This window comes from Cupriavidus sp. PET2-C1 (assembly GCF_054515855.1).
On the sequence record NZ_JBTNRJ010000003.1, the window covers coordinates 1 to 21,642 of the forward strand.

Sequence of the window (21,642 nt, forward strand, 5' to 3'; positions counted from 1 at the left end):
ATGGAAGTCAAACGACTGCATGCCGCGGCCCGCTACGACGCGGCCAGGCATTTCGACATGCGGTCCCTGCGGTTGCAGGGGCTTGATGCCACGCACGTGGAGCACTTTTGGGTAGGCCTGTCGCACTTTTTGCCAGACGGTGGCGCGCAATGGGACGCAGGGCCGACAGAGAAGGTCTACGTGGTGCTGAGCGGTGAGATCACGCTCACCACCGCCGGCGGGGACGTCGTGCTCAAGGCGTTGGACTCGTGCGTGATTCCGGCGGGCGAAGGGCGAAGCATCAGGAACGATTCCAGGCTGCCGGCCTCGATGCTCGTCATCCTGGCTTCGGCCTTGCCCGGGAGCCAATCTACAGGAGAAGGAAACAATGGCTAGTACCAGTGCCGCCTTTGGCTTGTCGGGCAAGGTAGGCGTGATCACGGGTGCCACCGGCGCGTTCGGACGGGCTGCGGCACGCAGCCTGGCCGATGCCGGCGCGAGACTCGTGATCGCGGGGGCGAATGCGCAGACGCTGCGCGAACTCGAAGTGCAATTGAATGCCGACGGCCTCCGGGTCAAGGCCAGGGCATGCAGGCCCGACTCGGAGGCCAATGCCCGCAACCTGATCGACGAAGCGGTTGCGCAGTTCGGTGCCATCGATTTCGTCGTCGTCGGCTCGGGTACCAACGATCCCGCGCCGATCCAGGATATGACCACGGAACAGTGGGAACACGTAATGGCAGCCAACGTGCGCGGATCGTGGCTGGTCTGCAAGGCCTTCGCCACCCACTGTATCGAGACGGCGCAGCGCGGCAGGGTTGTCCTGCTGTCGTCCACGCGCGGCAAGCTCGGGCTTGCCGCCGGTTACTCGGCTTACTGCCCCTCAAAGGCGGCGATCGATGGCTTGACGCGAACACTGGCATGCGAGCTGGGCCGCTACGGCATCAACGTCAACGCCATCGCGCCGACGGTGTTCCGATCCGAACTCACGGCATGGATGTTCGCCGACGACGATCGCGGCCGCGCGGCGCGCGAAGGGATGCTCGCGCGTATCCCGCTCGGGCGCCTGGGGGAACCCGAGGATCTCGTCGGGGCATTGCAGTTCCTGCTTTCCAGGGCGTCGGAGTTTTGCACCGGCCAGACGCTATACATCGACGGAGGCTACACAGCCGGATAGTGGTTCGCCCTGCCCGGAGCGGCAGGCGCGAAAGGCAAGCGGTTCCAAAGAAGAGCCGCGCCGACATGAGCATGACAGGAGACAAGACATGAAGAAGGAAATGGAAGGTGGCACTGTCCACCGAATGCACTCCGCCGGGCGCCGCGCCACCTTGCGCGGCCTGGTAGCGCTGGGCGCGTCCACGGTTGGCGTGCAATCTATCCGGCCCGCTTCGGCGGCCGCGCGGACGCTGAAGATTGGCTACGTGAGCCCGCGAACCGGGCCGCTCGCCCCGTTCGCAGAGACCGATGGATTCATCCTGCAGCGCGTGCGCGCAGCGATTGCGAACGGCATCTCTGTCGCAGGCAATGTACATCCTGTAGTGATCATCGAGAAGGATAGCCAGTCGAATCCGAATCGCGCCGCCGAAGTCACGGCAAGCCTGATCAAGGACGACAAGGTAGACCTGATTGTGTCCGCGTGCACCGCGGACACCGTCAACCCCGTATCCGATCAATGCGAGCTGGGCCGGATCCCCTGCATCACCACGAACTGCCCGTGGCAACCCTACTACTTCGGGCGAGGCGGTTCGCCGGCGAAGGGCTTCGAGTACACCTATCACTTTTGCTGGGGACTGGAAGACCTGATCGCGGTATATACGGCCATCTGGGACAGCGCCGGCGCCGCCACCAATCGCACCGTCGGAGCGCTCTGGCCGAACGATGCGGAAAGCAACGCGTTCAGTGACAAGGCGTTCGGCTTTCCGCCGGCGCTTGCCGCGAACGGCTACAAGCTTGTCGACCTTGGCCGGTTCCAGCCAACCGCCAACGACTTCTCGGCGCAGATCCGCGCGTTCAAGGCGGCAAAGGTGGAGATCGTGACGGGCGTCCTGCCGCCCGCGGCATTCGCCACATTCTGGAGCCAGGCGGCACAGCAGGGTTTCAAGCCGAAGGTCGTGACCTTTGCCAAGGCACTGCTCTTCCCTTCCGCGGTTGCAGGGCTCGGGCCGCGAGGCGTCGGCTTGTCCACGGAGGTGGCGTGGTCGCCCGCCTATCCCTATCGCTCCACACTGACCGGCGAAACCAGCGCACAGTTTGCCGCTGCCTATGAAGCGGCTACCGGCCGGCAGTGGGTGCAACCCCTCGGCGCACTGTCCTTGTTCGAAGTCGCGCTCGACGTGCTCAAGCGGAGCACCGCGCTGACGCCCCAGGCGATTGTCACGTCGATCCGCGCTACCGACTACGCGTCAGCCGTCGGTCCCGTCAAGTGGACCGGAAGCCCGGTCAAGAACGTCACCAAGACGCCGCTGGTGGGTGCGCAATGGACCGCGGGCAACAGGCATCCACTGGATCTGCAGATCGTGAGCGCAACGCTTGCGAAGGATATCGGCGTGCAGAAGCGCTTGGCAATTCTCACCTGAGGGGTCGTATGGATCATTGTGTCCTTTCCGCCGAAATGCTGGTGAAGCGATTCGGCGCGGTGACCGTCGCCGACAATTTGTCCGTTGCGCTCGGTGCCGGCGAAGCGCTGGGCGTCATTGGCCCAAACGGTGCGGGAAAGAGCAGCTTCTTCAACTTGCTGAGCGGCAACATCCGCGCGGACAGCGGCCGTATCCTGCTGGAAGGGCGGGACGTCACCAATGCCTCTCCAAACGAGCGGGCGATTGCCGGGATCGGGCGAACGTACCAGATCCCGCGGCCCTTTTCCCAACTGACGGTATTTGAAAACCTGCTCGTGGGCGCGTTCTTCGGCGCCAGGATGGACGCGCGCCGCGCTCAGCAGCACTGCTACGAAACGCTCGCACTGACCGGGTTGCTCCGGCATGCCGATAAACCGGCGGCTGCGCTGTCGCTGCTCGAACGCAAGCGACTGGAACTGGCGCGAGCGCTGGCGACCCGCCCGAAGGTCCTGTTGCTCGACGAAATTGCCGGCGGCCTGACGGAGGGCGAGGCGGCGGAGCTGGTTGCAACCATTCAAGGCATCCACGCCCACGGCACCGCCATCATCTGGATCGAGCACGTCGTGCACGCGCTCCTGGCGGTTGTCTCCCGGCTGATGGTGCTGAGCTTCGGCAAGAAGCTCATGGAAGGCGAGCCGTCGGCTGTGATGAACAGCGCCGCGGTGCGGGATGTGTATCTGGGTATCGAGGTGGAAGCCCATGCTTAGCATTCATGAACTCGATGCGTACTACGGTGACTTTCAGGCACTGTTTGCCCTGAGCCTGACGATCCGCCAAGGCGAGTCGGTGGCGATCATCGGTGCGAATGGCGCCGGGAAATCGACCTTGCTCAAGGCGATCTCGGGAGCGCTCCCTGTCAGGCACGGCGCGATCCGCCTGCGCGAACACAGTCTCGGACGCGACAGTGCGGCGGAAGTGGTGCGCAAGGGCATTGCGCTCGTTCCCGAGGGGCGCCGCATGTTTCCGAGCCTGAGCGTGGAGGAGAACCTGCAGATCGGGGCGTACGCCAGGCGGCGGGGTCCATGGAATCTGGGACGCATTTACACGATGTTTCCCCGCCTCGCAGAGCGGCGCCGGCAGAACGTGACGTCCCTGAGCGGTGGGGAGCAGCAGATGGTCGCCATCGGGCGTGCGCTCATGTCGAACCCCGCCATGCTGATGTGCGATGAGCTGTCGCTGGGCCTGGCGCCCAAGATCATTCGAGAGATGTATGGCCACCTTGCAACCCTCAAGGAGGAAGGCACGACTCTGCTGATCGTCGAGCAGGATATTCATCAGGCGCTTCGCTTCTCGGACCGCTACTACTGCATGCAGAAGGGGCGGGTCACGCTGTCCGGCCAATCCGCATCGGCCAGCAAGGAAGAGATCGGACGCGCGTACTTTGGAGAAAAACAATGACGGGCTGGATCGATGTGATCGTTCAGGGCATTCTTCTGGGCGGCCTCTACGCCTTGTATGCCAGCGGGCTGTCGCTCATTTTCGGTGTCATGCGGCTGGTCAACGTCGCGCACGGCGACCTGATCGTGCTGGCGGCATTCCTTGCCTTTGCCATTCGCATCCCGGGGGCGGAAACTTCATTTGCCTCGCTGCTGCTGACCGTCCCGGTCATGTTTGCGATCGGCTATGTCTTGCAGCGCGCGCTACTGAACGGCGCCATGGGCGCCAACGTGCTGCGTCCGATGCTGCTGACGTTCGGCCTGTCCATCGTCCTGCAGAATGGTCTCCTCGATATATTCTCGGCGGACTCCAGGAAGCTTCCTGGCGGCGCGATCGAGACAATGAGCCTGCCTCTAGGCGGCGGCATCGCCGTCGGTATCCTCCCGGTGATCACGCTGCTGGCGGCCATTGCCGTTCTTGGCGCGCTCCAGTTCATGCTGCGACGCACCGCCATCGGACGGGCATTCAGGGCAACCTCCGATGACGCGGAGGCGGCTGGCTGGATGGGCATCAATCACCGCAACCTGTTCGCGCTGGCGACCGGCATGTCGATGGCCGTCGTTGGCATCGCCGCGGTCTTCACGGGGACGCGGGCAAGTTTCGATCCTGCCAGCGGACCAGACCGGTTGATCTTTGCGTTTGAAGCGGTGGTCATCGGCGGGCTGGGTTCCCTGTGGGGCACCCTTGCCGGCGGCATCGCGCTCGGCGTCGCACAGAGCGTCGGCGCATCGCTTGACCCCGACTGGCAACTCCTTGCCGGCCATCTGCTGTTTCTCGTGGTGCTGCTGATCGCGCCCAACGGACTCTTTCCCCAACGAGGCAACCAATGAGCGCACACCTGACATCTCCCTTGGCGCTGCCTGCTGGCGCGCCGAGGTTTTCGCGCACCGACGGCGCCTTTGCGGCCACGGCCGTTGCGCTGGCCGCACTGGCTTTCGTTCTCGATACAGGACAGCAGTCCATGCTCGTCGAGTTCTTCTATTTCGTCGCGCTCGCGCAGCTCTGGAATATCCTGGCTGGCTACGGCGGTTTCATGTCGCTCGGACAGCAGGCCTATCTTGGCAGCGGGGGGTATGTCCTCTTTGCCCTGGCGATCTTCTTCAAGATGCCGCCGTTGGCGTCGATTGTCCTAGTCGGGTTATGCGCTGCCGGCATGGCGTGCATCGTCGCATTTGCGGTCTTTCGCCTGGCCGGACCATACCTGGCGATCGGGACCTGGGTAATCGCCGAGGTGTTCCGGTTGACATTTTCACAAGCGAGCGCGCTTGGTGCAGGGTCGGGAATCAGCATTCCCCTGGATGCGGTGCGCTCCCTTGACCTCGGCTGGATGAGCCGCGATACGTTGCTCTATCTCATCGCCCTGCTGCTTGCCGTCGCGGTGAACTATGGCGCGTACCGCATGCTCAGGTCGAAGTATGGTCTCGCGCTCTGCGCGATACGAGACAACGAGAGCGCGGCATCCACCATGGGGATTCATCAGCGGCACCTCAAGTTCGCTGTCTATATCGTGGTCAGCGCTGCCTACGGCATGCTGGGCGCGTTTATTTTCCTGACCAAACTGCGTATTTCGCCGGCCTCCGCATTCGACATCAATTGGACCGGCTACATCATCTTCATCGTGGTGATTGGCGGAATCGGCACGCTTGAGGGCCCGATCATCGGCTGCATCGTCTATTTCGTGATGCGGCAGTACCTTGCCGATACCGGCAGCACTTACCTGATTCTCCTGGGATTGATCGGCATCGTCGTGATGCGCTTCTATCCAAGGGGAATCTGGGGAGAACTCGCCGCGCGCCGTGGTATTGCATTTCTGCCCATGCGCTGGCACCTCCCGGCCGGGTACCCAAGTGCCCCGCCTGCGCGGGAGGCTGAACGGCGGGCAGCGGAAGTTGCCGGCAACCGGTGATGACCGATATGTGATGGCGCCACGTGCCATGGGGCGCGCCGCAGTTCGCGCTCGCAGCCTGGCGTACAAAAAATATAAGGAGGAGACGACGTTGAAAACAACGAATACGATGAAGGCAAGATGGCTGTTGGCGCTGCCGTGTCTTGGATTCGGTGCCGGCGCTTGCGCTCAGAGCAGCGTATCCCTGTTCGGCATGCTCGATGCCGGTGTGACGTATGTAAACAATCAATCCGGCAATCGGGGCGTATTGCTCGACACCGGTGTGTATGTGCCAAGCATATTCGGGATGCGCGGGAACGAGGACATTGGCGGAGGCAGCAAGGTATTCTTTGAACTGGCCAGCCAGTTCAGCAATGACAATGGAGCAACGATTCCGTCGAATGGCTCGCTCTTCGCCAGACAGGCACTGGTCGGTCTTGGCAATGCATCCTGGGGGAAGATTTCCCTGGGGAACCAGTACGACTTCATGACTGAATCCCTATTGTTCGCCGGTCTTGACGGTGGCCTGCTATATGGCGGCTTCTACAACTTCCGGAATGGTCCGTTCACTGGCCTCGGCATTCCGAATAATCCAACGGGAGCGACCGACTTCGATCGCGTCGGCGCCTCCACGCGGGTCGCAAATTCCGTCAAGTATGTGACACCGTCAATTGGCGGCTTCACGCTTGGCGCCCTGTATGGCTTCGGCGAGGTCGCGGGTTCGACAACCTCCGGGAGGACCGCCAGCGCAGGAGTGAATTATGAGCGCGGACCGCTGGCGCTTGGTGCTGCCGTCACGGACGCGCGCTACAGCGCGATCAACAATGGCCGGGACGGCATACGCAACATCGGCGTGGGCGTGCACTATGGATTCCCTTCGGTGCTGGCCCACCTTCTTTACACGAACACGCGCAACACACTCTCCGGTGCCATGGTCAACGTCGTGCAGGCGGGCGCAAACTGGACCCTCTCCGGCGCCCTGACACTTGGGGCCAACTACCAGTGGATGAAGGGAAATGCACAGCTCAGCCACAACAAAGCGCAACAGATCACGTCGACCTTGATGTATGCGTTGTCGAAACGCACCTCGGTCTACCTGGAAGGCGTCTACCAGCATGCTGCCGGCGACCACGGCGCGCAGGCATGGATCAATGGACTCTTCGGGCCAGACGCGGCGTCTTCCGGATCCAGTCAGGCCATCGGGCGTATCGGGATGGCCACACGGTTTTAAGGTGGCAGTCAGTTGGTGTTCAATTTTTTCTGAAGGAGATAGGGATGGAATTGTCTGAAGCGCACGCCTTGCTCGATCCGGCTCCGCTTGCCCTGGAGACCGGCTATGAACGTCTCGCAAGCGGCGTCTTGCACGTAGCCTGCCGCACGGAACTACACGGCTGTACGGGGGAAATGTTTGAATGGTGGTTCCGCTTTCGCCCAAATACGCAGCAGTACATCTGGTGGCATCCTGCCGACCATGTCTCAAGCGAGTGGGCAGAGGCTCAGGATGGCACACATATCGGGTCCATTCATCTGGTCGAGGAGCATTTCTCCGGATCGCCAGCGGAAAAGCTCGCGATTCAGTTTCGTCATCCCCATGAGTATTTCGATGCCGCGGCGTACGACGATGCCAGGGACCGGGGCGCTGTCAGCGCGGCGGTTTGCGGCCGGGTAGGCATGGGAGATGCGCCTGGCCGCACTGGCAGCGGCGAAATACTTGGCGGCCGGCTGTTGCACATGGGACGCGATACGCAATCGGGGATGACGCTGAGAAGTCATTTCTACCTTGGCGAGGATATGCCCGCGCAAGGGCATAGCGCCGAGGAGATCAAGGCGGCATTTCCCGATGTATTCGGACAGGCACTGCTCATGCACTGCTACAACGAATTCACCTTCCTTTCCCGCTTCCTGCCCTCGCTCTATATCGCAGAGCATCGGGATAGCGTCAAGGTTCGGCTACCGTGGTGAGAGGCAGGCAAACTTTTTCGGCCAAACCCCCTTGGCGGGTACTTTCGTGCGAAGCCTTGATGATATACGGCGAGTGACCGCTTCGCGCTGACAAAGTAGAGTGAACGCTGATGGCCGACATCTGCCTGACGGAGGCAGTGTTCACAACGTCGTGGTAGCTGTTCACCCCCATACCGCAACGGATGTTCATACCATTCGTGCTATGCACAAGCATCGGAGCCAACAGGCATGACGGCAGAACGGCCAACTCCCCCCACTGACATCACTCCCGAGACCTACGTCGGGCACATCCGCCGCGCGCTGCAGCCGCTGGCCGATCCGGCCGCCGCTGCCCAAATGCGCGCCTACATGCGCGATCAGTTTCCGTTTCTCGGCATTCCCACGCCGGCCCGCCGGCGAGCGCTGCGCGCCCTGCCGACGGTGCCGTGGCGCGACCGCGAATGGGTGGCCGTCGCGCAACTGCTGTGGCGCGAACCCGAGCGCGAGTACCGCTATGCAGCCGCGGATCTGCTGCGCAAATACGCTGCCCGGTTCGATGCCACGCGGATCGCGCCGATCCTCGCGCTCGCCCAGTCCGAGCCATGGTGGGACACAGTCGACAGTCTCGCCGTTACGATCGGCACCGTGATCGCGCGCGAGCGAAAAACCGATGCCGACGCGCAGGCCTGCGCTGATGCTTGGCTCGGGCATGACTCGCCGTGGGTGCGGCGCGTCGCGATGCTCCACCAACTGGGCTGGCGGCTAGAGACGGACGAGGCGCGGCTATTCCGCTACGCGCGAACGTTGGCGCCGGAGACCGAATTCTTCATCCGTAAGGCGATCGGCTGGGCCCTGCGCGACTACGCGAACTGGAATCCGGATGCAGTGTCAGCATTCCTCGCCGCCCATCGCTACAGCCTTTCCGCGTTGACGCTTCGCGAGGCTGGGAGGCACCTGCAAGCTTGACGACAGACGTCTCGCGGATGCATGGTGGCGAAAGGCGGAAGGGCTCAGTCGCCCAGCCGTACGACCGCGATCGTCGCCGGGATGTGGCCGAGCACCGGACTCAGATAGCAGCTCGTCTGCGTCGGAGCTTACGGTTCCGTTTGCACGAAGGCGCTGTACTTTGCCGTTCATTTTGGTGATTCTTCTTTGCGCCCCGTCAATGCGGCGATTGGCGGCGCGAAGCGCGAGTTCTTCGCGTGATAGGTCATCCATCGCCCTTTAGCCGGAGATTGGAGCACGGCACAACTAGACCCGGAAGAATTCGGGCGACTGCCCCGCGTTGACCGCCCGCTGCAACCAGGCTGGCATCTCGCCCTGCCCGTCCCATTTTTGCCCTTCGGCGTTGCGGTAGGTGCGCGCCGGCTCGGGAACCGGCGGCGGTGCCTTCTCGGCGAAGCAGCCGGCCGCCTGCAGGTCGGTCAAGGTCAGGCCGTGCCTGGCCATCTGCACACGGATCCACACCGTGGCTGCGGCGCGCTCAATCTCAAGAGACATAGGTATAACGTTTTGGTAGTCGGAAAGGTGCAACGATTTGGGCCGCACAATCAATCATCATTGCCGGTATCCCACACGGCCTGCATCGCTTCCATGCGCCGCGCGTCCTCGGTCGTCACGTAGCGGCTGGTCGTCGCCAGCGAGCCATGGCCGACATTCTGCTGCATCACCTCGATCGGCACGCCGGCCGCCAGCGCATGCGAAATGTGTGTATGCCGCAGCCAGTGCGTGCTGGCGGCCTCCAGCCGATCCGCGCGGCGCGGATCGGCGAGACGCAGCGTGCCGGCACAGTCATCAGGAACCTCTTGATCTGCTTGGCGAGCGTGACGGCGCTGATCTCGGCTGCGGAACCGACGGGGTTGGCGGCGGTGTGCGCACCGGCCCACGGCGCCCGCTCGCCCAGGTCGGTGGTGTGGCCGAGCAGCGTGACGCCGCCCGGGACCCGGTTGGCTCCCCGGTCGGCCGGATGACCGCGCGCCACCAGATACGCCCCCAGCCGCGCGATCGCCCCCGGCGGCACCGGCACGCGGCGCAGCTTGTTGCCCTTGCCCACCACTTCCAGACACCGGCCCTCGATCCGCTTCTTGGTGCCGGCGCGGTGGCCAGCACCGGGCAGGTTGACCCACTCCAGATGGCCGGTGGCGGCAGCGACCACTTCCGACAAGCGCAGGCGGGTGGCGTGCCGCAGCGGCAAGGCGACCTGCAGGCGCTGGTGGGCCGAGATGGGCGGCAGTGCATCGAGCTGGGCCAGCTCGAACGTCCATTGGTCCTCGGTCAGGCTGCGCCCCACGTCCAGTGCCGGCCGGGCCTTGCGCGGCACGTGGATGCCGTGCCAGGAATCGCCCATCAGGTAGTTCCGGTCGGCCAGGAAGCGGTAGAGGTTGTTGAGCACCCCGAGCGCGTAGCCCTGCGCGCGCGACAACAGCGGGCCCTCGAAGGGCCTCCAGACCTGGATCCACCGCTCGCGCGAACGCGAGGCGTACCAATCCACCGTCGGCGGTGACAGGCTCCGGCGCTGCTTCACTTTGCGGCGTTGCCGCATATATCTGACTTGATGCCGGCGATAAAGAAGTCTATTGTGGCCGTTCGGTGCACGCTCCCAGTTCCTCGCACCGATGACCCACTGCCGTCGCCACCGTCCACTGTGGAATCGAGCTCGGGGAAGCAGTCGTAGTTCGTTTTTCCAACCGCGACAAAGGAGGCCGAGATGCTAAGTCCGCATGAAATCGCCGCGCTACTGCTGCTTGGCGACACGCAGGAGATCGACGACCTCGAGCCCGAGCAATTGGACACCTTGTTGGTTCACAAGCTGGTCACGTTGGAGCATGGTCATGATACCGGCGATGCCTACCCCCGCCTGACAAGTCAGGGGCATTCCATGCTCGAAGCCGTGCGCCGCATTCGTTAAGAGTCAGTCAGCTTGTACCGAAGACCAAACGGAGCGCTCTCGGCACAGCGGCCGTAATAGCTGAAGCTAGTTGTCCATCAAGCTCCCGACCCCGAAGGATGGAATGGCGGGGGGGGGCGTGACTCCGTAACGTTCCACGGCGCGTGCCCCAAGCCATGCCCCTGTCGACCTACGCCGGAACCCGCTGCGAACCACAGTTTTGTACCGTTATGCATCAAGCGCACCGGACAATACGTGCCCTGACGGAAATGGGGTTCACACGCTATAGGAAAGCTACACAAGCAAACTCAGGCTCTATCTAACTCACGTCTGGAGAAACCACGATGGCAAAGCTAGTGGTGCTATACAAGAAGCCTGCGGACACGGCGGCGTTCGATTCCTATTACTTCTCGACCCATGTTCCGATCGCCAAGAAGATCGCCGGCCTGCGACGCTACGAGGTCAGCAGCGGCTCGGTTGCAAGCCCGGCCGGCGATTCGCCATTTCACTTGGTCGCGGTGCTGAGCTTTGATTCGCTGGCGGCGCTCCAGCAGGCAATGGCTTCGCCTGAGGGCACCGCAGCAGCAGCTGACGTGGCCAATTTTGCCCAGGCCGGCGTTGACATGCTCATATTCGACACGAAGGAAGTTTAGGCCGGCAGTTCACGGCTCATTTTTTGCGAGAAGGGGATGTGCCCGCTATCACAAGGGCCATGGCAGGCGCCCGGGAGTTGTCGCCACACCGCGAGGGACGCGCGCATGTGATAGCGGTTTGGGCGAATCTTGGGATGCCCTCAACCTCACGCCATCGAGCATGGACCCCACCTCGGCGTGCCCAATTCTCGGCGCCGTCGCAGGCCTCGAAACTAGCAGGGTCGCTTTCTTGTGCTACTCGACGCGGAAAAACTCTACCGTCTGCCCGGCATTGACCGCCCGCCGCAGCCAGTCCGGCATTTCGCCCGCCCCGTCCCAACTCAGCCCCTCTGCATTGCGGTAGCAGACCGGGCTCGGGCTCGGCGGCGGCGCAAAGCACCCGGCCGCCTCCAACTCTTCCATCGTCAGCCCATACTCGAGCATCTGCGCCCAGATCCAGCGGATCGCGTCCGCCCGCTCAATTTCCATTGCCATCGCTACCGTCATGTGGGTTGAGGGGGAGCGCCGGCGCACCCGGTTCTTCATTCGTGATCGGCCCTTGGCCACCGGCCTTCCGCCACGGGCCCGTTCCTGTTCGGTCGAGAATTGGGTACGTAGCTCCACCAGCGGACGGCCAGCTGCCTCCAGCTCCGCCCGCCAGGCCTCCAGCCGCGCCAGGGTTGCAGCATGCGCTTGCCGCTCGGCATGACGCACCTCTGATGTTCACCTTGTCGCCCCGCAGCGGTAAGCCCCCTTGGGGAGGATATTCGCAAAGGCTGGGCGCGTGCGAGGGGCGCTTGCGGGGAGGTCCCGGCCCAGCCGCATGCCGGCCACATACGCGCCGCCGTGATTCCGGAGTCAGATCGAACCAGGGCCGGCGCGCGGGACGGCCCATTAGCGCCACACAAGGAGCGTGAACTGAAGACTGCTTAGATTTGCTGCGAATTCAGGACTCCATACACCGGGCACGCGGCGCCTCGTCAGCATCTGCAGTGTCTTCGGAAACAGGCCGATTCTGCAGGCGGCTGTGCATGGCCTCGCATCGGATCAACATCATTGCTGCAGGATCCTCTTCACCGCCGGCACTACCAGCCTCAGCAGCGACCCGCAGATATACTTGCCGAGAGGCAACGGCGACGATCACAAGGATGGCGCCGACGCCGAAGGCTCGGACTGCAATTTGGAGGTATTGCCCCATGGCTAAATTGAACCGTGTAGCAGGAGGTGACGGGTAGGGAGACTATACGAGGATCTCTCGGGACGGTGCCATGCCGTTGCAGGATTGACATAATAGGTTTCGCCGCAGCCGTTTATTATGTTAAATACGATAACCACCTAAACCCCCATCCACCCCCACACCCCAGCCCCAAAACCCCCCCCTAAATACTTGCTTCCCCGTTTCGTCCAACAAGGTGACGGGCGCCATATCGGTGGCGCCGGATGATCCAGTACCGAACGGGAGCTTTCCATGAGTTTCGATCGCGACGACGCCACATTCCTGGTTCTCGTCAATCACGAAGAGCAGTATTCGATCTGGCCTGACTACAAGGCCATTCCGGGCGGATGGCGCGCGGCGGGCTTCAGCGGTGGCAAGCAGGCCTGCCTGGACTATATCGAGCGCACGTGGACCGACATGCGTCCGCTGAGCCTGCGCCGCTTCATGGAGGATCCAACGCGGACGAACGCCTGACCATGGCCGCGTTGCAGCTGTTCTGCCTGCCGCACGCGGGGGCCAGTGCCACGACGTATCTGCGCTGGCGCCGCCTGTTGCCGGCCGATATCGCGCTGGTTCCGCTGGAGCCGCCCGGCCGTGGCGCGCGTCTCGACGAGCCGCTGCTGCGGGATTTCGAGGCCCTTGCCAGCGCGATGACCGACGCCCTGTGCCGGCATCGCGCGCATGCCGGCATGCCGTATGGGCTCTTCGGCCACAGCATGGGCGGCTTGCTTGCCTGGCGCGTCTGCCATCTGCTGCGCGAGCGTGGCTATGGCTTGCCGCGTGGCCTGGTCGTTTCCGGCTGCGCCGCACCCACCCGACGGGATTCCCGGCGCCTGGCCGCCCTGCGCGGCGACGCGGCGCTGGCCGAAGACCTTCGCAAGCACGGCGGCACGCCCGAGGCCGTCTTTGCCGATCCCGAGCTGCTGCGCATGACGCTGGACGTGCTCGATGCCGACTATCGCGTCTGCGAGAGCTTCCAGCGTGCCGACGTCCCACCGCTGCCGATGCCGCTGCATGTCTTCGCGGGCCACGACGATCCGATCTTGCCCGCCGACCTCCATGCCTGGGCCATCGAATCCCAGGTCGGCCACACGCTGGACTGGTTTGCCGGCGGGCATTTCTTCCTGCACGACGATCCGGCCGCAGTGGTTCGCCGCCTCGTGACCCATCTGGAGGCGCCTCAGGCATCCACCATGCCCGCGTTTGCGTGACGCCCGCCGCGTCGCCCAAGCATCCAAGCCAACCGTCTTCCTGAAAAGTCGATCCCAAGTATGCAGTCCGCTCCAAACGTCCCGGCCACGCTGGTGGCCCACCTCGGCCAACTGGCCGTGCACCGCGCCGGCGATACGGCACTGATCACCATCGACGCCGCCGGCGATACCCGCTACGACTACGCCTCGCTCGATGCCCGCGTGCGCGCCCTCGCCTCCCATCTGGCGTCGCGCGCCGCGCCCGGCGACCGCGCGATGCTGCTGCTCGACAGCGGGATCGACTATATGACCGCGTTTTTCGCCTGCCTCTACGGGGGATTGATCGCCGTGCCCGCCTTCGAGCCCGGCGCGGTCCGCTCGGCGCAGGTCGCGCGATTGCGCGCCATGGCCTGCGATGCGGACCCCGCGCTGCTGCTGACCAGCACGGCGCAGGCCACCGCGCACCACGATGCGCTGGCCGCCATCGCACCGCGTGCCGCCGTGATCCTGGCCGATGATCCGCAGCCGCCCACGCGGGACGACTGGCATCCCTACCCTGCCGGCCCGGACACGCTGGCCTTCCTGCAATACACGTCGGGGTCCACGGCTTCGCCGAAGGGCGTCATGGTCAGCCATGGCAATGTCATTGCGAACGAGGTGGCGATCGCGACCGGCATGGGCGTGCGGCCCGGCGACACGATGGTCAGCTGGCTGCCGCTGTATCACGACATGGGCCTGATCGGCGGCCTGCTGCAGCCCATCCACAGCGGCGTGCCCGTGGCGATGATGTCGCCGCAGTTCTTCCTGGAGCGGCCGGCACGCTGGCTGCAGGCCATCAGCCGGCATCGCGGCACGCTGTCGGGCGGCCCCGATTTCGCCTATCGGCTTTGTGTCGAACGCGTGCGCGACAGCCATTTCGAAGGGCTCGACCTGTCGAGCTGGGACGTCGCATTCTCGGGCGCGGAGCCCGTGCGCGCCGACACGCTGCGTGCCTTCGTCGACCGCTTCGCACCGGCCGGCTTCCGCAAGCAGGCGCTGTATCCGTGCTACGGCCTCGCCGAGGCTACGCTGTTCGCCACTGGCGGCAAGCGTGGCACGGGCATGCTGAGCGAGCGCTTCGACCCTGCCGCCCTGGCACAGGGCCTGGGGAAGACGGCGAATGCCACCGACAGCGGCATGGAACTGGTCGCCTGCGGATTCCCCCGCGCCGACCATACCGTGCGCATTGCCGATCGGGATGGCCAGGCAGTCGCGGATGGGCACGTTGGCGAGATCGAAATCGCGGGCCCGAGCGTGGCCCACGGCTACTGGCGCAATGCCAGCGCCACGGCGGCCACGTTCACTGGCGACGCCGGTGCCGAACGCCGGCTGCGCACCGGCGATGTCGGCCTGATGCGCGACGGCCAGCTCTACATCGCGGGCCGGCGCAAGGACCTGATCATCGTACGCGGCCAGAACCTCTATCCGCAGGATATCGAGCAGGCTGTGGAAGCGAAGGTCACCGCCGCGCGCCGTGGCCGCGTGGCGGCGTTTCCCGTGCAGGGCCCCAATGGCGAGGCGATTGGCATTGCCGTCGAGATCTCGCGGCCGGACCAGAAGCGCATCGGACATGTGGCGCTGGTCCAGGCGCTCGCGGAAGCGGTCGGCAATGCCTGTGGCGAAACGCTGGCCGTGGCGCTGCTGCTGAACCCCGGTGGCCTGCCCAAGACCACCAGCGGCAAGCTCCAACGCAGCGCGTGTCGGCAGGGTTGGCTCGACGACGGCCTGGACGCCTGCGCCGTGTGGTCGCATGGCGCCTTCTCGCGCGGCGGAATCTCCGCCAACGGCCAGGCCCCGGCCGCCGGTGAGCCCCCTCGCGGCGAAGCCGAGATTGCCCTTGCCGCGTTGTGGCAAGAGCTGCTGGGCGCGGCGCCCGCCGACCGGCAGGCTCATTTCTTTGCGGCCGGCGGCAGTTCGCTGACGGCCGCGCGCCTTGTGGCACGCCTGCGTGAGCGATTCGGCGCGGCGGTGCCCATGCGTCTGCCGTTCGAGCACCCTACGCTCGCCGCCTGCGCGGCCGCGCTGGAGTCGCTCCAAGTCGGCGGCAACGATGGCGCCGACGCGCCGATTGCGCGCGCACCGCGTACCGGCGAGATGCCGCTGGCGCCCGCGCAGCAGCGCATGTGGCTGACGGACCGCATTGCCGCGCCCGCTGACCGCTGGATCTACAACATGGCCGGCGGCCTGCGCCTTTCCGGCCCGCTCGACGCGCAGGCCATGCGCGCCAGCCTGAACGCGCTCGTCGAACGCCACGAAATCCTGCGTACGTCCTATCCGGCCGACGCGAACGGTGCGCCCTCCGCGCGCATCGCGTCCGCGCTGACGATCGATCTGCCGTACCACGACCTGTCGTCGCTGGACGCATCCCAGCGCGCGGCGGCCTTGCACGAACTGGCTGAAGCCCAGGCGCGCGAACCATTCGATCTGTCCAGCGCCCCGCTGCTGCGCGCGCGGCTCGTGCGGCTGGCCGACGACGATCACGCGCTGCTGCTCACGCTGCACCATATCGTCGGCGATGGCTGGTCCATCGACATCCTGCTCGATACGCTCGCGGCCGGCTACAACGCCGCCATCGCGGGCACCGCGCTCGATCTGCCGCCGCTGCTGATCCAGTACGCGGATTACGCCGTCCATCAGCATGGCGCGGACGGCGCGCGGTCCCAGCCATCCGAGGCCTCGTTCTGGCGCGATGCGCTGCAAGGCGCGCCGCGCCTTACGACGATCCCGTCGCCAAACCGTCGCCCGCCCGTGGCTTCGACCACCGGCGCCGCATGCCACAGCGAGCTTCCCGATGCGTTGCTGGCGCGCGTCGATGCGCTGGCCCGTGCCCACGGCGCCACGCGCTACATGGTGCTGCTGGCAGCCTTCCACGCGCTGCTGCACAGGCTGGGCGGTGCCGAAGACCAGTTGGTCGGCATCGACGTGGCCGGCCGCACGCGGCGCGAGCTGGAGGAACTGATCGGCTTCTTCGTCAACGTGCTGCCGCTGCGCGCGCGGCCCCATGCCACGCTGACGTTCGCCGCCCTGCTGGCCCAGTTGCGCGATGCCACGCTGGCCGCTTTCGATCATCAGGCTCTTCCCTTCGAGCGCATTGTCGAAGTGGCCGGCGTGCCGCGCGAGCGCGCGTGGCACCCGCTGGTCCAGATGCTGTTCGTACTGCAGAACACGCCTGCCGACGCGCGCCAGTTCGCGGGCCTGCGTGCCGAACGCCTGCCGACGCCTGTCCACGCCGCCAAGTTCGACCTCGCCGTGTTCCTCGCCCCCCACGCCGATGGCCTGCGCGCCGAATGGGTCTACGCGACGGCCCTGTTCCCGCGCGCCACCGCTCACCGCATTGCCGATGCCTACGGCGCCGTGCTGGCCCAGGCCGTGTCGAACCCCGCCCTTCCGTTGTCCGGCCTCGTTGTGCCGGCCAGCCTTTGCGAACCCGCTACCGATATGCCCGCCATGACTTCCAGCCAGATTTCCAGTCCCAGCAAGCTCGACAAGCTCGCCAAGCTCAACAAACTCGGCAATGTCGCCGGGCTCCCGAAAACGGCGGCAGAAGCGGCTCCGGCCGCGCCGCTCGTGCGGACGTCGTTCCTGTCGCCGGGCCAGACCTTCCCCATCGTGATCGAACCGACCACGCTGGACCTGGACCCCGTGGCATGGGCGCTGGCCCATCGGCAGGACATCGAGGCCACGCTGTGCCGCCACGGCGGCATCCTGCTGCGCGGCTTCGGCCTGCGCACGCCGCAGGAGTTCGAACGGTTCGCGGAATCGATCGAGCCGGGGCTCTATGGGTCGTATGGCGATCTGCCGAAGAAGGAAGGCGGCCGCAACACGTATCGCTCCACGCCGTATCCGGAGCGCGAGATGATCCTGTACCACAACGAAAGCGCGCATCTGTCGCGCTGGCCGCGCAAGCAGTGGTTCTTCTGTGAGCTGCCCTCGCCCGTCGGCGGTGCCACGCCGATTGTCGACTGCCGCGAGATGTATCGCCGGCTGCCGCGCGAACTGGCCGCCCGCTTCGAAAGCAAGGGGCTGCGCTACGTGCGCACGTTCAACGACAAGCTCGATGTGAGCTGGCGCGACTTCTTCAAGACGGACTCGCGCGACGAGGTGGAGGCCCGGCTGCGCGCCTCGGGCACCGATTTCGCATGGCTGGACGCCGATACGCTGCAGACCCGCGAGCAATGTCCCGCCGTGATTGCCCACCCGGTCACCGGCGAGCGCAGCTTCTTCAATCAGGTGCAGCTGCACCACACGGCCTGCCTGGACCCCGAGGTGCGACGCGACCTGCTTGAGATCGTCGGCCCGCAGCGGATGCCACGGCAGGTGCTGTTTGGCGACGGCAGCCCGATCGGCGACGACGTGATGGCGCTGATCGGCGAACTGTATGAAGCCTGCGCCGTGCGCTTCCAGTGGCGCCAGGGCGACGTGGTCATGCTCGACAACATGCTGGCCGCCCACGCGCGCGATCCGTTCGAGGGGCCGCGCAAGATCGTCGTGGCGATGGGCGACATGTTCGAGCGCCGCGACCTGCCGGCATTGGCGGGCCGTCCCGCTACGGCGGACAGCGCTGAAGTGGCCCTCGCCACGCTGGAGGGCTGAACGATGAATGCCATCGTCCATCCGTTCGGCACCGGAAGCGATTTCCCGGGCCACGCCCAGGCCCTTGGCCGCGAACAGCGGGCATTCGAAGCACACGCGGACGTTCCGCTCACGCTGACGGCCACCCTCGACGGCACGCTCGATTCCGAGCGCCTGCAGCGGGCACTGGCGCACGTCGCCGCGCGCCATCCGGCTGCGCGCCTGGCATTCAGATGCGTCGACGGCCTGCGCGGACTGCGCCAGCATTTCGAAGGCCCGGCGCCCGTCATGACGCTGTCGGCGCCTGCAGCCCGTGGTGATGTGCCGGCCTTGCAGGCAAGCGTCCAGCGCCTTCGCGAACCGGGCGGCGCCGAACGTACGCACGTATCGCTGGCCGCCAATCCGCTCGCCATCGATGGCCCGAGCCTGGTCACGCTGATGCGCGAACTCGCGCAGGCGTACGCCGACGATGCCGTGCCGGCCGGGGAAGCCCCGCTGTCCTATGCCGATTACCTCGAGTGGACCGCCGGTCTCGCGCAGGACAACGTCGAGGCCGGGCAAGCCTACTGGCAGGCCGTGCGCGACCGTCTTGCCGGGCTCGACGCCCCGCGCCTGCCGTGGCGGCAGGCGGGCACGGCGCCCATTGGCGCGCTGCGCACGCTATCGGCACAAATGCCGGAGGCAGATGCCGCTGCGCTCGCCGGCCTGGCCAGCCAGCTCGACCTGCCGCTCGTGCATGTGCTGCAGGCGGCATGGTGGCTGCTACTCGCCCGACTCGATCCCACGGGCCGATTCTGCGCGGGCTGGTGGCAAGATAGCCGCGACGATTTCGAGGCGCTGGCCGGCGCCGTCGGCCGCTACGAGTCGGTGCTCCCCGTCACGGTAGAGCCCGACGCGGAACGCAGCGTCGCCGATTGGCTCGGCCAGTTCAGCGCCCAGCTTCAGCAGCACGCGGGCTGGCGCGAGCACGCCACGGCCGATGCCGCGTCCGGCACGCCGACGCGTATCGGCTTCGCCACCACCGGCCCTGCCCTGCTCCGCGCGCATCACGGCGATATCGCATGGCGCATCGCTGCGCCGCAGGCACCGACGCCGGGCGTCGAGCTGGCGCTGCACGTCCATGCCGGCGATGCTGGTTTGCCGGGCGAACTGGCGCTGCACTATTCGGCTGAGCACTATCGCGCCGACGCGATGGCCTGCCTGCTCGACCAGTACCTGACCCTGCTGCGGACCCTGCCGACGCAGTCGGGGACCACCGTCTCGGCGCTGCCGCTGGCCACGGCCGCGGATCAGGCTCGTATCGCGGCGATGCACGGTCCGGCGCTGCACGTCGGCACCCAGATGCTGCCGCAGCGGCTGGCACACTGGGCCGCCGAACGGCCACTGGCCGCCGCGCTATCCGCCGGTGGTCGCCAGTGGGGCTATGCGGAACTGTCCGCCGCCGTCGATGCGCTGGCGAGCCATCTGCCGTCACTGGGTTGGCGCCCGGGCCAGCCGGTGGGCCTGCTGCTGCCACGTTCCGGCGAACTCGTGATCGCGCTGCTGGCGGTGATGCGTGCCGGTGGCGCCTATCTGCCGCTGGACCCCGCATGGCCGCCGCAGCGGCGCGCGCGGATCCTGGCGGACGCCGGCGCCACGCTGGTGCTGACCGACGCCGCGCACCTCGCGGACGCAGCCGGTCCGACACCGCACGCGGATGTCGCCGCGTGGCCGGCGTCTTCGTCCGGCGTCACGTCCGGGGCGTCGCTGCCCGATATCGAAGCGGACCAGACGGCCTACGTGCTCTACACGTCGGGCTCCACGGGCACGCCAAAGGGGGTGCCGATCTCGCACGCCCAGTTGCTCAACTATGCGGCGGCCTCCGGCCAGGCGCTGCGGCTCGATCGCTGCGAGCGCTTTGCGCTGACGTCCACCGTGGCGGCCGATCTCGGCAACACCACGCTGTTCGGCGCATTGTGGCATGGCGGCTGCCTCTGTGTGGCGGACGATGCCGATATGCAGGATGCCGCCAGCTTTGCCCGCTTCCTTGCCCGCGAACAGGTGGACTGCCTGAAGATCGTCCCGTCCCATCTCGATGCGCTGCTCGACGGCGATGCGGCGCCGCTGGCGCTGCCGCCGCACGCCACGGTGGTGGTGGGCGGCGAAGCGGCCTCGCCGGCATTGCTGGCGCGCCTGCGCAAGCGTGCACCCGATGTCCGCCTCTGCAATCACTACGGCCCCACGGAGACCACCGTGGGCATCCTGGTCCACGAAGCGGGCCGTGCCGCCGACCTGCCGGAAGCGCCCCTGCCGCTGACGCGTGTCCTGGCGAACTGCGAGGCTCATGTCCGCACTGTGGCGGGGCAGCCGGCGACGGTCGGTGAAACGGGCGAACTCTATCTGGGCGGCGCCCAGCTTGGCGCCGGCTATCTCGGTGGCGTGGCCAGTGACGCCTTCGTCCCGCATCCCGAGCACGCTGGCCGGCGGCTTTACCGCAGCGGCGACCTTGCACGCTATCTGCCCGAAGGCGGTATCGAGCTGATTGGCCGCGCCGACAGCCAGATCAAGATTCGCGGATTCCGCATCGAGTGCGGCGAGATCGAACAGGCGTTGGAAGCACTGCCCGGCGTCCGTCAGGCGGTCGTGCTGCCGGTGACGGCCGACAACGGGACGACACGTCTGGCCACGTGGCTCGTGCCCGAGGCGGAAGCGGATGGCGCGCTGACAGCCGCGCGACGCAATGCACTGCGCCAGGCGCTGGCGGAGCGCCTGCCCGATCCGATGATTCCCGCGCAGTGGTTTGCCGTCGCGGCGCTGCCGCGCCTGCGCAACGGCAAGATCGATCGCCGGGCACTCGCTGCTTCGGCCCTTGCCGAGCCGGCCGGGGCGTCCGTCCCGTCCCGCGAGCCGGACAGCGCGCTGGAAGCGCTGCTGCTCGACCAACTGCGCGATCTGCTTGGCGCGCCCACGCTGGCGGTCCATGACGATCTGTTCGAGGCCGGCGGCCATTCGCTGCTGGTCATCAAGCTGGTGGCGCGGATTCGCAAGCTGCTCAAGCTGGAAATCGCGCCTGCGGTGGTGTTCGACGCCCCGAGTGCCGCCGCGTTGGCCGGCGCCCTGCGCGCCACGGCTACGGACCCCGATGGCCTGGAGACGCTCGCCGGCCTGCAACGCCAGTTGGCGGCGATGTCTCCGGAGGCCCTTGCCGCCCTGCGCGCATCGGCCGGCGCCACGGCATGACGACAGCCCCGGCGCGATGGACGCGCCGGG

General features: G+C 66.1%; 20 protein-coding genes. 16 read left to right on the forward strand and 4 right to left on the reverse strand.

Annotated elements, in window-relative coordinates; translation table 11 throughout:
* From ACX12D_RS33720 to ACX12D_RS33765, 10 genes are all read left to right on the forward strand, one after another.
* On the forward strand, positions 1–375 hold the full coding sequence (locus tag ACX12D_RS33720) for a cupin domain-containing protein (RefSeq protein WP_043356332.1): 375 nt from the start codon (positions 1–3) through the stop codon (positions 373–375).
* Positions 368–1,156, forward strand: coding sequence for an SDR family NAD(P)-dependent oxidoreductase (locus tag ACX12D_RS33725; RefSeq protein ID WP_459377021.1), 789 nt, complete (start codon positions 368–370; stop codon positions 1,154–1,156). The genes ACX12D_RS33720 and ACX12D_RS33725 overlap by 8 nt, the downstream gene beginning before the upstream one ends.
* A gap of 88 nt (positions 1,157–1,244) precedes the next feature.
* The gene (locus ACX12D_RS33730; protein ID WP_459377022.1) at positions 1,245–2,555 is read left to right on the forward strand and encodes an ABC transporter substrate-binding protein; all 1,311 of its coding nucleotides are present in this window, start codon (positions 1,245–1,247) and stop codon (positions 2,553–2,555) included.
* Positions 2,556–2,563: 8 nt separating this feature from the next.
* Positions 2,564–3,301: an ABC transporter ATP-binding protein gene (locus ACX12D_RS33735; RefSeq protein ID WP_459377023.1), complete on the forward strand. Its 738-nt coding sequence runs from the start codon at positions 2,564–2,566 to the stop codon at positions 3,299–3,301.
* Entirely contained in the window at positions 3,294–3,992 is a 699-nt protein-coding gene (locus tag ACX12D_RS33740; protein ID WP_459377024.1) for an ABC transporter ATP-binding protein, read from the forward strand. Before ACX12D_RS33735 ends, ACX12D_RS33740 begins: the two co-directional genes overlap by 8 nt.
* Positions 3,989–4,861 (forward strand): branched-chain amino acid ABC transporter permease, encoded by an 873-nt coding sequence (locus ACX12D_RS33745; RefSeq protein ID WP_459377025.1) that lies wholly within the window; start codon positions 3,989–3,991, stop codon positions 4,859–4,861. Before ACX12D_RS33740 ends, ACX12D_RS33745 begins: the two co-directional genes overlap by 4 nt.
* On the forward strand, positions 4,858–5,937 hold the full coding sequence (locus ACX12D_RS33750; protein ID WP_459377026.1) for a branched-chain amino acid ABC transporter permease: 1,080 nt from the start codon (positions 4,858–4,860) through the stop codon (positions 5,935–5,937). Before ACX12D_RS33745 ends, ACX12D_RS33750 begins: the two co-directional genes overlap by 4 nt.
* Positions 5,938–6,046: 109 nt before the next feature.
* Entirely contained in the window at positions 6,047–7,147 is a 1,101-nt protein-coding gene (locus ACX12D_RS33755; protein ID WP_459377453.1) for a porin, read from the forward strand.
* A 44-nt stretch (positions 7,148–7,191) separates the two neighbouring features.
* A complete protein-coding gene (locus ACX12D_RS33760) occupies positions 7,192–7,878 on the forward strand; it encodes a DAPG hydrolase family protein (protein WP_459377027.1) in 687 nt (228 codons plus the stop codon).
* A 228-nt stretch (positions 7,879–8,106) separates the two neighbouring features.
* The gene (locus ACX12D_RS33765; protein ID WP_459377028.1) at positions 8,107–8,823 is read left to right on the forward strand and encodes a DNA alkylation repair protein; all 717 of its coding nucleotides are present in this window, start codon (positions 8,107–8,109) and stop codon (positions 8,821–8,823) included.
* Positions 8,824–9,108: 285 nt separating this feature from the next.
* On the opposite strand, the gene ACX12D_RS33770 is transcribed toward ACX12D_RS33765, so the two are convergent.
* Genes ACX12D_RS33770 through ACX12D_RS33780 form a run of 3 tightly spaced genes read right to left on the reverse strand, consistent with a single transcriptional unit; the run spans position 9,109 to position 10,348 of the window.
* Complete coding sequence (locus tag ACX12D_RS33770; protein ID WP_441639643.1) at positions 9,109–9,357, reverse strand: H-NS histone family protein; 249 nt, start codon at positions 9,355–9,357, stop codon at positions 9,109–9,111.
* A gap of 50 nt (positions 9,358–9,407) precedes the next feature.
* Positions 9,408–9,602 (reverse strand): tyrosine-type recombinase/integrase, encoded by a 195-nt coding sequence (locus ACX12D_RS33775; protein ID WP_459377397.1) that lies wholly within the window; start codon positions 9,600–9,602, stop codon positions 9,408–9,410.
* A complete protein-coding gene (locus ACX12D_RS33780) occupies positions 9,524–10,348 on the reverse strand; it encodes a hypothetical protein (RefSeq protein ID WP_459377456.1) in 825 nt (274 codons plus the stop codon). The genes ACX12D_RS33775 and ACX12D_RS33780 overlap by 79 nt, the downstream gene beginning before the upstream one ends.
* 216 nt (positions 10,349–10,564) lie before the next feature.
* Here ACX12D_RS33780 and ACX12D_RS33785 point away from each other — a divergent pair, with 216 nt between their 5' ends.
* Positions 10,565–10,765 carry a hypothetical protein gene (locus ACX12D_RS33785; RefSeq protein ID WP_276268231.1) on the forward strand — a complete coding sequence of 67 codons (201 nt, stop codon included), beginning with the start codon at positions 10,565–10,567 and terminating at the stop codon, positions 10,763–10,765.
* Positions 10,766–11,088: 323 nt separating this feature from the next.
* Positions 11,089–11,397 carry an EthD family reductase gene (locus tag ACX12D_RS33790; protein ID WP_459377029.1) on the forward strand — a complete coding sequence of 103 codons (309 nt, stop codon included), beginning with the start codon at positions 11,089–11,091 and terminating at the stop codon, positions 11,395–11,397.
* A 234-nt stretch (positions 11,398–11,631) separates the two neighbouring features.
* On the opposite strand, the gene ACX12D_RS33795 is transcribed toward ACX12D_RS33790, so the two are convergent.
* Entirely contained in the window at positions 11,632–11,871 is a 240-nt protein-coding gene (locus ACX12D_RS33795) for an H-NS histone family protein (RefSeq protein WP_459377398.1), read from the reverse strand.
* Between the two features lie 973 nt (positions 11,872–12,844).
* Between ACX12D_RS33795 and ACX12D_RS33800 the strand changes: the two genes are divergently transcribed.
* The 4 genes from ACX12D_RS33800 to ACX12D_RS33815 are packed head-to-tail and all read left to right on the forward strand — an operon-like array spanning position 12,845 to position 21,612.
* Positions 12,845–13,066, forward strand: coding sequence for an MbtH family protein (locus tag ACX12D_RS33800; RefSeq protein ID WP_006160788.1), 222 nt, complete (start codon positions 12,845–12,847; stop codon positions 13,064–13,066).
* A 2-nt stretch (positions 13,067–13,068) separates the two neighbouring features.
* Positions 13,069–13,803: a thioesterase II family protein gene (locus ACX12D_RS33805; protein ID WP_459377031.1), complete on the forward strand. Its 735-nt coding sequence runs from the start codon at positions 13,069–13,071 to the stop codon at positions 13,801–13,803.
* Positions 13,804–13,863: 60 nt separating this feature from the next.
* Positions 13,864–18,414 (forward strand): condensation domain-containing protein, encoded by a 4,551-nt coding sequence (locus ACX12D_RS33810; protein WP_459377032.1) that lies wholly within the window; start codon positions 13,864–13,866, stop codon positions 18,412–18,414.
* A 3-nt stretch (positions 18,415–18,417) separates the two neighbouring features.
* On the forward strand, positions 18,418–21,612 hold the full coding sequence (locus tag ACX12D_RS33815) for a non-ribosomal peptide synthetase (protein WP_459377033.1): 3,195 nt from the start codon (positions 18,418–18,420) through the stop codon (positions 21,610–21,612).
* Positions 21,613–21,642 lie beyond the last annotated feature (30 nt).